This is a genomic window from Shewanella sp. BC20 (assembly GCF_003129585.1).
Taxonomy (GTDB): Bacteria; Pseudomonadota; Gammaproteobacteria; order Enterobacterales; family Shewanellaceae; genus Shewanella; species Shewanella seohaensis.
In genome coordinates, this window is record NZ_NHRI01000017.1 from 67,606 (window position 1) to 79,751 (window position 12,146).

10 protein-coding genes and 1 other annotated feature are annotated in these 12,146 nt (G+C 48.6%); of the genes, 2 read left to right on the plus strand and 8 right to left on the minus strand.

Features of this window, described 5'->3' with window-relative positions:
• Nucleotides 1-97 precede the first annotated feature (97 nt).
• The 3 genes from CBX96_RS16645 to CBX96_RS16655 form a co-directional block, all read right to left on the minus strand.
• A complete protein-coding gene (locus CBX96_RS16645; RefSeq protein ID WP_109287436.1) occupies nt 98-1,117 on the minus strand; it encodes an AraC family transcriptional regulator in 1,020 nt (339 codons plus the stop codon).
• Nucleotides 1,118-1,310: 193 nt separating this feature from the next.
• Entirely contained in the window at nt 1,311-2,327 is a 1,017-nt protein-coding gene (sohB, locus tag CBX96_RS16650) for a protease SohB (protein WP_109287437.1), read from the minus strand.
• Between the two features lie 112 nt (nt 2,328-2,439).
• On the minus strand, nt 2,440-5,007 hold the full coding sequence (locus tag CBX96_RS16655; RefSeq protein ID WP_109287438.1) for a VolA/Pla-1 family phospholipase: 2,568 nt from the start codon (nt 5,005-5,007) through the stop codon (nt 2,440-2,442).
• A gap of 261 nt (nt 5,008-5,268) precedes the next feature.
• Here CBX96_RS16655 and CBX96_RS16660 point away from each other — a divergent pair, with 261 nt between their 5' ends.
• Nucleotides 5,269-6,006, plus strand: coding sequence for a YciK family oxidoreductase (locus CBX96_RS16660; protein ID WP_109287439.1), 738 nt, complete (start codon nt 5,269-5,271; stop codon nt 6,004-6,006).
• 134 nt (nt 6,007-6,140) lie between these two features.
• On the opposite strand, the gene rluB is transcribed toward CBX96_RS16660, so the two are convergent.
• The 5 genes from rluB to CBX96_RS16685 all read right to left on the minus strand — a co-directional run bounded on the left by rluB (nt 6,141) and on the right by CBX96_RS16685 (nt 10,064).
• Nucleotides 6,141-7,016, minus strand: coding sequence for a 23S rRNA pseudouridine(2605) synthase RluB (gene rluB, locus CBX96_RS16665; protein ID WP_109287440.1), 876 nt, complete (start codon nt 7,014-7,016; stop codon nt 6,141-6,143).
• A complete protein-coding gene (scpB, locus tag CBX96_RS16670) occupies nt 7,009-7,605 on the minus strand; it encodes an SMC-Scp complex subunit ScpB (RefSeq protein ID WP_011622248.1) in 597 nt (198 codons plus the stop codon). Before scpB ends, rluB begins: the two co-directional genes overlap by 8 nt.
• Nucleotides 7,606-7,608: 3 nt before the next feature.
• A complete protein-coding gene (locus CBX96_RS16675) occupies nt 7,609-8,397 on the minus strand; it encodes a ScpA family protein (protein ID WP_011622247.1) in 789 nt (262 codons plus the stop codon).
• 189 nt (nt 8,398-8,586) lie between these two features.
• On the minus strand, nt 8,587-9,207 hold the full coding sequence (locus tag CBX96_RS16680) for an L-threonylcarbamoyladenylate synthase (protein ID WP_011622246.1): 621 nt from the start codon (nt 9,205-9,207) through the stop codon (nt 8,587-8,589).
• A complete protein-coding gene (locus CBX96_RS16685) occupies nt 9,204-10,064 on the minus strand; it encodes a PHP domain-containing protein (protein WP_086904496.1) in 861 nt (286 codons plus the stop codon). The genes CBX96_RS16680 and CBX96_RS16685 overlap by 4 nt, the downstream gene beginning before the upstream one ends.
• A gap of 210 nt (nt 10,065-10,274) precedes the next feature.
• Nucleotides 10,275-10,382, plus strand: a sequence feature (Trp leader region).
• A 51-nt stretch (nt 10,383-10,433) separates the two neighbouring features.
• Here CBX96_RS16685 and CBX96_RS16690 point away from each other — a divergent pair.
• Complete coding sequence (locus tag CBX96_RS16690) at nt 10,434-12,143, plus strand: anthranilate synthase component 1 (RefSeq protein WP_109287441.1); 1,710 nt, start codon at nt 10,434-10,436, stop codon at nt 12,141-12,143.
• The last annotated feature ends 3 nt before the right edge of the window (nt 12,144-12,146 follow it).

Genomic DNA, 12,146 nt, shown 5'->3' on the forward strand with positions numbered 1-12,146 from the left:
TCTCTACTTATGCACCAAATGATTTAACTATGTCTTTAACGGCAAAATTGCGGCTTTAACGGCAAGGTTCAGTCAATTGCCTTATTTAGTCAGCCCGTTAACCCGCATTTAGCCGGCTAAAATACCCAGGTGGATGGCCAATCCAATGCTTAAAGGATTGACGGAAATGGCTGACATCGCTGTAGCCTAAGGTCTCGGCAATCGCCTCAATATCCAACTCGTTAGCTAAAATCAACTCGACCGCCCTTTGGCAACGCACCTGATCGACTAAACGTTGGTAACTCGAGCCAAGCTGTGCCAGCTTACGCCGAAAGCTGCGATCGCTCATATGCAGTTGCGTCGCCATGTCATCTAAATGGAGCACTTGGGGAAAATGTTCATTGATTGCCGCCAGCACGGTTTCGATAAAGGATGTGGTTGATACCGAAGCGGTCTTTTCGGCGTAGGCAGGGAAAGGATACTGGATGGCAAGCGCGAGATGGGTGAGGGAAATGCTCCATTCATAATATTCGCAATTAAACAGCACCCTAGCCCCCGTTACCTGAGTTAAAAAACGCTCATCGCGGATAGGTTCTGCCAAATGAATTTGCCTAAGCGTTATCGCCTCCCCCGTGAGCTCTCTAGCCAGCCCTAACAACGAACCTATGCTGTGCAGAAATTGAAATCCATATTGTGCTTTGTCGATACGGCCAGTATTGAGCCAACGAATGCAAACACAGTCTTCTTCGAGGCGCACTAAGGTATCGGTAAAACTACCAACTAGTTGGGGATGATTGACCACAAACTGCAAGCAGGCCTGTAGAGAAGTCAACTGCGCAAGATGGGGCAAGAGCACATCTAAACTACTCACCCGATAGCTTAGGCCTAATTTAGTGCCAATATCGGGGTCGCCGCCCTGCAAACGTAAAAACTCCATCGCATACTCTACCTGCCACACAAACACAAACTGGCAATGATTGAGCTCTGCTTGGCCAACGCCGATATGCTCACAGACTTGCTGTAAGGCGTTTTCGCCTAACTGAGAGGCAATAAAATCGAGAATATTACGTAGCTCAAATGCGGGATAGGTTTGATCACCTACCATCAGGTTCGTCTTGTAGTCGACGCGCTGTAACATGGAAAATCCTTAATATGATTTGTTCAGCTTTTAATTCCCTAGGTGATTAGTTGTATAAGATCTCGCTTATTTTGAATAGTCTTAAACCAAACTTAATGTTAAAAAAATGTATTATTTTATTTCGCACTCGGACAAAACAAAAACGCCTGCATATTCGCAGGCGTTTTCTTCAGGATTGAGTTAACTCGTCGGCTTACATGGGACGATTTTTCTCAACTAATCGATTAAAAATCGCATTTACCGATAAAGACGCACCATGGGCGATTTTATCTGCCAGTTTCTTACGGACTTGGTAGCGCAACTTGTACACGGTACGTTCGCCAGCTAACTGCATTAACACATCATCACTGGTTGAAATCGCATCGATAAGACCTAATTCAATCGCCTGTTGACCGTACCAATGTTCGCCTGTGGCCACCTTAGCCAAATCGAGCTGGGGACGATACTTGCTCACGAAAGCTTTAAACAACACATGGGTTTCTTCCAGCTCCTGTTGGAACTTCTGTCTGCCTTCGTCAGTATTTTCGCCAAACACAGTTAAGGTGCGCTTAAAATCACCGGCCGTGTGCTGCTCGTAGTCGATTTCATGTTTCTTCAATAAACGGTTGAAGTTAGGCAACTGGGCAACGACACCGATTGAACCTACGATGGCGAATGGTGCGGCATACACTTTGTTTGCCACACAGGCCATCATATAACCACCGCTGGCAGCGACCTTATCCACGCAAATCGTTAATGGGATTTCGGCCTGACGCAGACGGTCAAGCTGGCTAGAGGCCAGACCGTAGCCATGCACCATGCCACCGCCACTTTCGACATTCACCACCACTTCGTCGCCCTTTTCGGCAATGGTTAAAATCGCGCTGATTTCTTCCCGCAAAGAAGCCACTTCGGCAGCATCAATACTGCCTTTAAAATCAATAACAAAAACTTTGCCTTTGCTGTCTTCTTCGGCCGCTTTTTCCTTCGCCTTTTCGTCCGCTTTCAGCTGTTTTTCGTAGGCTTTAAACTGCTTCTTCGACAGCAGTTCTTCCTTCAAGCTGTGTTTAAGCTCTTCAAGTTCTTCTGAAAGATTAGTGATCCTCAGTTCACCTTTATCCGATTTGTGCTTCACCGTGGACGCGAGCACCACAATAATCACAGCAACAAGCGCAACCACAATCGTCACGGCTTTCGCTAAAAACATGCCATATTCGTATAGAAATTCCAAAGTACTCTCCGTTGGGGCCTAAGGTGATCCGGTTTAGTGCGCGCTATTCTAACAGCCTAAAGCGCCATAAAAAAACCCAGCAAAGGCTGGGTTTTTAGGATTTTACTCGCGACTAGTTAGAACAGGTCGCAATCACGCTTGGATCGGTAACAAAAATTGTCGCTTCACCTTTACCTGCGGTAGAAGCATAGGTCGCCACTTGCGTCTGCATCTCAACCGTCGCTGCGGCAGCCATACCATCCGTTGAACTCTTCTCACTTGGGTCAACAATTGAGCTATGGTGACCCTTAGCAAAACGCACCGCACCAGAACCTTTGGTGGTTGCATCCACACAAGGCAGACCGATTGCCGAAATCAACGGCTCAGTGCCTGAGAGCGGGAAATTATCGACGCGATTTGGTAATACTTGGTCAGGTAAGTTGCCGTTACCATCACCCGCGATTTCGATTAAGTGCACGGGTAATCCCGTTGTTTTCAACATACCTGCATGGTTAACCGGATCCGCTGAATCCACCGCCGTTTGCACCGCAAAGGCAAAGGTTGGAATAAACTGCGCGTAAACCCCTTGTACTAATGCCGCATATTCTGGGCTGCCTGGCTCGTATCCCGCAGTATTGGCTTTATCCACTAATGCTTGGAACGTTGCAGAGGCAGTCACATTGCTAAACAGCACTGGGCCAAAGGTCGCAGAACCGGCAAACGCGCCCGCTAAACCACCCGCTGGTGCCGCCAGAGAGACCGCATTGATGGCATAAGGGTTAGGTAGCGCTTCGCCCGTGCTTGGATTTTTCATGCCCGTGCTGGCATAAGTCGCAAAGTCGGTACCGACAATCGCACCTAAACTTAAGCCCTGCGCACTAATCTTGGAAATATCGAATACCTGTGGTTGACCCGCCTGTGCAAGCCCCTGCGCTAAACCTGTTAAGGCTAAACGCACGCCAAGGTGATCCATGGTGGCCTGACGGAAGTTATCCCGCACCGATAGCGTGCTTGAGATATTCACGAAGACGAGTGGATTACCATTTTTAAAGGCATCGGGTGTACCAATCACGTTACCAAAGGAAGGATCGGTTGCCGATACTTCGTAAATCCCATCGCCATTGGCATCGAACGAGCGGGCACCATGTAAAGGCATATCGATGGCCACCGTTGCCACGCCCATGGCGGCATAACTGCCCGCATAGGCTAATGACATTTCCTTACCGCCGCCTAAACCATGTAGCGCAATCGTCGTTGGCCAGCCAGCAGTCGGTGGGGTAAAGGTTAACCCTTGTTGCTGATAGAAGGCCGCGAGTTTAGTCGCATTTGGCATAGAAATCAGTACAGGTACCGTTTCATAACCTTTAATCGCAGGGATGGGGTTAAATTTGGTTAAATGCTTGGTTTTATCCACTGCGGTTCCATCATCTAACAACCAGGTTTTACCCGCCATCAAAGAAGGATTCGCTAGGGCATCGGCAGGGTTTGCAATCCCATTTGCTACTGCCTGCATACCAAAGTTGGTTTGACTTAAGGTACCCGCTTGCAACGCTAATAATACCGAAACAGGGCTATCACCTTGGGCTTTCCAGCGGCCATTGATTAATGGAACAGGTACAAGCACTGGATTTCCGTCATTATCTAATACTGGCTTACCATCAGCATCGAGTTTGTTTACAAGAACTAGCTTACCTTCACTATCTCGTTCAAAGCAATTTGTAATACTGCATTCACCATATAGAGGTAACTTAATTTTTGCGGTATAGACATCGGCTAAGTTAGACACCACATACGCCGCGCCATCTGCTGGAGTTAAACCTGCAGCCTGCGCCACAGTGTAACCCGCAGGGGTGGGCATTTGCGCAAAACTTGGCGCATAAGGCGCGCCCTGTGCCATCAAGAGTTTTGTGGTTTCATAGACGTTTGCTACCGATTGAGTGGTAAACAAGCCTGAATAGGTAATGGTTGAGGTATCGACATTATGTGCCGCAGCCATGCCCTTTTCATAACTGTTGATCAAGGTTTGCAGCATCAATTGATCAGGCGTTTCTAGGGGTAAGGTGTTGATATCCATCTTCAACGTACCATAGGTCGTTGAAGGGGCAATACCTCGTCCCTCTGAATCTTGGATTAACTTGGTTGTCGCATAAATATAAGACTGGCCGGCTTTTAGCGGTTTGAGTGGCACGATAACGACTTTGTTACCCGATGCCATCGACACAAAATCGACACCAAATTGCAATTCATCGCCGACTTTACAGGCAGATACTGACGGTTTAGTGGTACATTCAGGATCCGATGACAATGGACCACCCACTGTGGCCTCAAACATTCTCACTGCGCCCGGTTGGGCAACCGATGCGGCCATCAGGGTCAGTTGTGTGCCATCGTGATCTTTAGCGAGTTCGAGATCGATTGAAATGGGAGATGTGGTTGACCATCCATCTAAGGCACCAAGAGCAATTTGCGGATCGACATAGTTCCCCGAACTTTCCCCCGGGATTGATAAGGTGCCGTCTGTAGTGCCGCTAAACAACAAATCATTAGGCAAAGGCACTTTAGCATTCGCGGGGTCAAACACCATATGGGATTCAGGGATGAGCGGCTCTGTCTTATCCTTGAGTTCGTTATAACTGTCCTCGCCACATCCTGTGAGGCCCAGTGCTGATGCAATCGCAACACACAAAATGAGTCTTTTCATTTTTTTTCCCCAAATCTTGTTGTAATAGTTTTGTTTTCCCCAAGAAATTAGTCACAATAGCGCAAAAGCTATGACTAATAGGGCTTATGTTAGCCCCTAACTCGTTTCAAGTTAACGTAAAAATATTGAGTTAGCCACAAGTTTGTCACAAACATTTTAGCTATTTGCAACAAAGTTTCATTCATTTGTTTGAAACATGCGTTTAGCAATTCGGCGACTCTAGAAGTGGCGGGCATTTTCGCCAAGAGGAATAAAAGGCTCATGTTGGAATATCAAGCAGCAAAAGATTTACTCAAAGGTAAAACCATACTGGTGACAGGCGCTGGCGCAGGTATCGGTCGCGCGGCGGCCATTGAATTTGCCAAACACGGTGCCACCGTGATTTTACTCGGTAAAACCGTCAAAAAACTCGAAGCTGTATACGACGTTATCGAACAAGCGGGTTACCCAACTCCTGCGATCGTGCCGTTGGATTTAAAAGGTGCGACCGAACAAAACTACCGCGATATGGCCGAAACCATTGGCGAGCAGTTTGGTCACTTAGATGGTTTGCTGCACAACGCCAGTTTACTCGGCGCTTTAGGCCCGTTTGAACACATCGATATTCCATCACTCGAAGATGTACTTAAAGTCAACGTTACCTCACAGGTCATGCTGACTAAGGCCCTGTTGCCTATTATGCGCCAAGCACCCACTGCCTCGATTATCTTTACCTCAAGCAGTGTTGGCCGTCAGGGCCGCGCCTACTGGGGTCCCTATGCCTTCTCTAAATTTGCTACCGAAGGCATGATGCAAGTACTCGCCCATGAATGTGATGGCACGTCTGTTCGCGTTAATAGCATTAACCCAGGTGCGACTCGCACCGAAATGCGTGCTAAAGCATACCCTGCCGAAAATCCATTAGATTTAAAAACGGCCGAAGAAATCATGCCAACTTACCTCTATTTAATGGGGCAAGATTCTAGCGAAATTAACGGTCAGCAATTTAACGCTCAATAAGCAATGCTGCTCTAATGTACTAATAGATATAAAGAAAGGGAGTCCAACGCTCCCTTTATTTTTATCAGTTGCAGAAAGCAAAAAAGGCCGCAAGCGGCCTTTTTACTGAGAGACTTAACATCACTCGAATGATATTAACTGCGCTGACGTGTTGGCTTAGCCTTAGGCGCCGCTGTCACTTTATGCTTGCGTACGGCGCGGCGAATTTTAGCACTCTTCACCTGAGCACGGGCCACACTGTGTTTATCGGCGGCCAGCATAGTGCGAGTTTCAGGTTCAAGACCCGCTAATTGGCGCAGGTAGTTAACTTGCTCAATAGGCAATTCAACCCAGCCACCACGAGGCAGAGATTTAGGCAATTCCACCATACCGTAACGCACACGGATAAGACGGCTGACTTGCACCTCTTGGGATTCCCATAAACGACGCACTTCGCGGTTACGGCCTTCACGTAAACATACGTGCCACCATTGGTTCATGCCCTCGCCGCCCGCGGCTTTAATGGCATCGAACTGTGCCATACCGTCTTCTAACATCACGCCGGTACGCAGACGTTGTACCGCAGCCTCTGGTACTTCGCCAAAGGTACGTACCGCGTATTCACGTTCAACTTCGTTAGAAGGGTGCATCAAGCGGTTAGCGAGTTCACCATCTGAGGTAAACAGCAATAAGCCTGAAGTGTTGATATCCAGACGGCCTACCGCAACCCAACGCGAATCACGCACCTTCGGCAAACGGTCAAACACGGTTGGACGACCTTCAGGGTCTTTACGGCTACAAATCTCACCTTCGGGTTTGTGATAGGCGAGTACGCGGCAAATCACATCGTCGGCGGACTTAAGCGATACGGCTCTACCATCGATGCGAACCTTCGCATCGGCTTCGATACGGTCGCCAAGATTGGCAATCACGCCATCAATACTAACTCGGCCTGCAGCAATCCATGCCTCCATCTCACGACGGGAGCCATGGCCTGCACGGGCCAAGACTTTCTGCAATTTTTCACTCATTAGTATCTTGCTCTTCTGACTGTTCAGGCGTTACTTTCAAACCTGAAAATACCGCCTGCAATGACTCAGTATCCGTAAGCGCAGGTAAATCCGCTAGGGTATCTAAGCCAAAATAGGCTAAAAATTCTAAGGTCGTGGCGTAGAGTGCGGGTCTCCCCGGGACTTCTTTGTGACCAACGACTTTAATCCAATGTCTATCTGACAAACTTTTAATGATATGGCTACTAATGGCCACACCACGCACCTGCTCAATATCGCCACGGGTCACGGGTTGACGATAGGCGATCACCGCCAAGGTCTCTAATGTTGCCCGCGAATACTTAGGTGCTTTTTCCTGCCACAGGGGCTGCAAAAAAGGACTCAGGACTTCCAAGGTCTGGAAGCGATAACCCCCAGCCACTTTCACAAGTTGAACACCCCGTTCCTGATAATCCTGCTGCAACTCTTCCAATGCGGCTTTGATTTTGTCTCTGGAAACGCTGAAATCAGCCAACACGGTTTCTTTCAACATTTTCACCGACAAGGGTTTCCCCAATACAAACAGACTCGCTTCAATAAGCTGTTTTAATTGAATTGGATTTATCTGCATCAATTAATAAGCCTTTACGTAAATAGTTGAAAACGGCTCTGTTTGGTACAATTCCACTAATAATTCTTTGACCAATTCCATCAGTGCTAAAAAGGTCACCACCACACCGGCGCGGCCTTCTTCGACACTGAATAAACGCTCAAAGGGCGTAAACGTCTCGCTATTAAGCATGGCTAAAATTTGGCTCATGCGCTCACGGGTCGATAACTGTTCACGCTTAACATGATGATCTTCGTTGGCATCAATACGTTTGAGCACTTCGCCAAAGGCGCGGGCGATTTCAAATAACGATACATCAGGCGGGATCACCAAAGGTTTGATATTCGGTGAAGGTGCCGCGGTTGCTTGAAACACATCGCGTTCAAGCCGAGGTAAATCATCAATTTTTTGCGAGGCTTCTTTGATTACCTCATAGGCCTTCAATTGACGGATCAACTGTGCCCGTGGATCTTCCTCCACTTCATCTTCCGCCACCATACGCGGCAGCAGCAGACGGGATTTAATCTCAGCCAGTGTTGCCGCCATGACCAAATAATCCGAGGCCAGTTCGATACGCGCCTGAGTGAGCATCGCGATATATTCTAAATATTGCGCGGTGATCTGCGAAATGGGTAAATCGACAACATCTAATTTTTGCTTACGGATCAGATACAAAAGTAAGTCGAGCGGCCCTTCGAAGGACTCTAAAAACACTTCTAACGCCTCAGGTGGAATAAACAAATCCTGTGGCATTTCGGTCATCGCCTGACCGCGAACAACGGCTAAGGGTAAACTTTGTTGGGTGCCCTGCATCCGCTATCCCCATGTAAAACAATCGTTTTTAAACGGCTGTAGATGACTGACTCGAACCCGTACTGAGCGCGGCTTAAGCTCGCTAATCAAGCTCCCCTACGCCAAACGCGCGATTATACCCGCAATTGAGCGGCGATAACACTGTCAAATGATGGTTTTATCGCCTCAATCTCTTACGGTAAATCGCGGTTAGAGAAATGGGGTAACATCACCCGCGCCTTCACGCAGCACTTCGAAACCATCTTCCGACATATCAATGACTGTGGTCGGTTTCTCACCTAAGTAGCCACCGTGCAGGATCACATCCACTTGATGCTCTAACAGATCGCGAATGTGCTCAGGATCCGATTCTGCAAAATCACTATTTGGCATCACCAAACTGGTCGACATCAGCGGCGCATCTAACGCCTCGAGCAGCGCCAAGGCAATCACATTGTCTGGCACGCGGATACCTATGGTTTTCTTTTTGTCGTTTTGCAGACGACGGGGCACTTCCTTGCTCGCTTTAAAGATGAAAGTGTAAGGTCCAGGCGTGCAGCTTTTTAAGATACGGTAGGCCTGATTATCTACCTTGGCGTAGGTCGAAAGCTCAGATAAGTCACGGCACATTAACGAGAAATTATGATCGTGTTCGATTTGACGAATGCGGGTAATGCGCGTCATCGCGTCTTTCTCACCGATCATGCAACCGAGGGCATAGCCCGAATCGGTTGGATATACAATCACACCGCCGGACTTCAGCACAGCCACGGCTTGACTGATCAGGCGTACCTGCGGATTTACTTCGTGTACATAAAAAAACTGACTCATGGTCGTTCCACCCAAGATCCCGACTGCCAGACCCAATCAATACCTTGGGGCTGGTAGAGATTTTTACCTAGTTCAATCCAATTGCTTGGAAAGTGAAAATCACTCCCTATCGATGCAAGCAACTGATTTTGGACACTCAGCGCCACTAAATTGGCCCTGTCATCCACCGTTTGTTGGCCGAGCACCACTTCCATGGCATCCCCGCCGGCTTCTTTAAATTCTCGCACTAAACGCTTTAACCATTTGGCTGACAGCTTATAACCGCTCGGATGGGCCAATACCGCGAGGCCGCCCGCGTTGTGGATCACCTCAATTGCGCTGGCCATATCGCCCCAATTGTTGGGCACATAGCCGGTTTTACCGCGAGCTAAATAGCGTTTGAATACACTTGGCATATCCACCGCATGGCCATTATCGGCAAGCCAGCGTGCATAGTGACCACGGCTTAAGGCAGCGCCTGCAGCGAGTTTTTTAGCGCCCTCATAGGCGCCTTCAATCCCCGCTTTAGCTAAGCGATGGCCGATTTCTTCGGCGCGCTGCTCACGCAACTCACGCTGATGTGCTAAAAAACGTAATAACTCGGCATGGGTCTCATCAAAGTTGAGCGCCACAATGTGAATATCGTAACTATTCCAGCGAGTTGAGATCTCAACTCCAGAAATCAGTTTTAACGGTTCGGCCTGCGCTTGATTGAAGGCGCGGGCTTCACTTAAGCCTGCAACCGTATCGTGATCGGTAATCGCAAATAACTGCACGCCCTTTTCAAGGGCTCTGGCGACCAGCTCGGACGGCGTGAGATGACCGTCGGATGCGGTCGTGTGGCTGTGCAAGTCAGCCAATATGCTTTGAGTATTCATGCCGTTATTGTACGTGAATTTAAGATGAAATGTGCATTTATCTCACACTTTATCGAGCAGGAATGGCATTCGGTACAGTGATTTAGCAACGTTAATCCATCATTTTGAAAAATATTCAATTGACTTTCGCCTCAGGCTCATGTTTTCTATAGCTCAACTAACGGATTATTGAGACCCTTTTGAATGACTCAGATTAACGCTTCTTTCAACATCATTTGGTGGTGGCACTTCCCAACTTAGCGGGTGGTGTGAAGCTCTGTGCTCATTTGAAAGTAACAGAATCAACAAAAAAGCCCGCAGAAATGCGGGCTTTTTTGTTGGTGCGAAAAATGTCTGCAACGCGGTAAACGGATAAAAAGCGAGATAAGCATGACCCTAAAGACATTTAATCAAGTTAACCAAGTTGATGGCGCGCATTTTGCCTCGTCTCAACAGACATTCGCACGTTCACATACGCTCAAGGCGACGCTGGCATACCATAGCGACCCACTGCGTCTGTACCAGCACATCACTCAAGATGCGCCCCATACCATGTTGTTAGAATCGGCGGAAATCGACAGCAAGGAAAATCTTAAGAGCATGGTGATGACCCATGCGGCGCTGATGATCCGCTGCGACGGTTATCGTTTACGCTTTAGCGCCCTGAGTGACAATGGCGCCAGTTTACTCGCCCCCATCGAGCAATTTTTTACTGCTCGCGCAAGCCAAACTCAATGTCAACGCGATGGCAACAACCTAGTGGTCACGCTACAAAAAGATACTGAGCTTAAGGATGAAGATGCGCGCTTAAAATCCACCTCGCCCCTCGATGGTTTGCGCTTGTTTGTAAAGCATATCGACTGCGGCGCTCTTACTGACAGCCAATCCAAGCCAGCGTTCGAAGACTTATTTTTAGGTGGCGTGCTCGCCTACGATTTGATTGATACCGTCGAGCCACTGCCAGAAGCACCAAATGGTGCAAATGATTGTCCTGATTATTTATTTTATCTCGCCGAAACCTTAATTCTTATCGATCACAAGCAAAAGCACGCCGAGCTAATCACCCACAACTTCAGTGAAGGCACTGAAAAGCATTCCGTTGTGACCCAAGCCTTAGCCGAGCGAGCAGAGAACATCCGCGCCCAATGTGAAGCCTTAGCCAAAAGTGCAACACCTGCGCCCGCCCTCGTTGGCATAACGGCCACAGAGCAAGTCAATGTCAGTGATGAGGACTTCAAACAAACCGTTATCGATTTAAAAGAACACATTATTGCTGGCGACATCTTCCAAGTCGTGCCTTCACGCAGCTTTAGCCTGCCCTGCCCCAATACCTTAGGCGCTTACCGCGCGCTGCGATTAACCAACCCCAGCCCCTATATGTTTTATTTCAGGGGCCATGATTTCACCCTGTTTGGCGCCTCGCCCGAGAGTGCGCTGAAATATGAAGCCAGCAACAATCAAGTCGAAGTCTACCCGATTGCAGGCACCCGTAAGCGCGGCAAAACCGCCAGCGGCGAGATTGATTTCGACCTCGATAGCCGTATCGAACTCGAATTGCGTTTGGATAAAAAAGAGCTCTCCGAACACTTAATGTTGGTCGATTTAGCCCGTAACGATATCGCCCGTATCAGCCAAAGCGGCAGTCGCAAAGTGGCCGAGTTACTTAAAGTCGACCGTTATTCCCACGTGATGCATTTAGTCAGCCGCGTCACAGGTCAACTACGCCAAGACTTAGATGCACTCCATGCCTACCAGGCCTGCATGAATATGGGCACGCTAGTTGGTGCCCCGAAAGTGCGCGCCTCGCAATTGGTACGTCAGGCGGAAAAGACCCGCCGAGGCAGCTATGGTGGCGCAGTGGGTTACCTCAATGCCCTTGGGGATATGGACACTTGTATCGTTATCCGCTCCGCCTTTGTGAAAAACGGCGTGGCCCATATCCAAGCAGGAGCTGGCGTGGTCTTTGATTCCGATCCCCAGAGTGAAGCCGATGAAACGCGCCAAAAGGCGCAGGCGGTGATTTCTGCCATCAAGATGGGCGCAGGCTTGGATGAAAGCCATCAAGCAACAGCAACCACTTCGACTGAACAACCAAGATAAGGA

Excerpts from the sequence above, each read along its gene's own strand:
- CBX96_RS16645 (WP_109287436.1), bottom strand. The coding sequence starts at position 1,117 with ATGTTACAGCGCGTCGACTACAAGACGAACCTGATGGTAGGTGATCAA.
- CBX96_RS16655 (WP_109287438.1), bottom strand. The coding sequence starts at position 5,007 with ATGAAAAGACTCATTTTGTGTGTTGCGATTGCATCAGCACTGGGCCTC.
- CBX96_RS16660 (WP_109287439.1), top strand. The coding sequence starts at position 5,269 with ATGTTGGAATATCAAGCAGCAAAAGATTTACTCAAAGGTAAAACCATA.
- rluB (WP_109287440.1), bottom strand. The coding sequence starts at position 7,016 with ATGAGTGAAAAATTGCAGAAAGTCTTGGCCCGTGCAGGCCATGGCTCC.
- scpB (WP_011622248.1), bottom strand. The coding sequence starts at position 7,605 with ATGCAGATAAATCCAATTCAATTAAAACAGCTTATTGAAGCGAGTCTG.
- CBX96_RS16675 (WP_011622247.1), bottom strand. The coding sequence starts at position 8,397 with ATGCAGGGCACCCAACAAAGTTTACCCTTAGCCGTTGTTCGCGGTCAG.
- CBX96_RS16680 (WP_011622246.1), bottom strand. The coding sequence starts at position 9,207 with ATGAGTCAGTTTTTTTATGTACACGAAGTAAATCCGCAGGTACGCCTG.
- CBX96_RS16685 (WP_086904496.1), bottom strand. The coding sequence starts at position 10,064 with ATGAATACTCAAAGCATATTGGCTGACTTGCACAGCCACACGACCGCA.
- CBX96_RS16690 (WP_109287441.1), top strand. The coding sequence starts at position 10,434 with ATGACCCTAAAGACATTTAATCAAGTTAACCAAGTTGATGGCGCGCAT.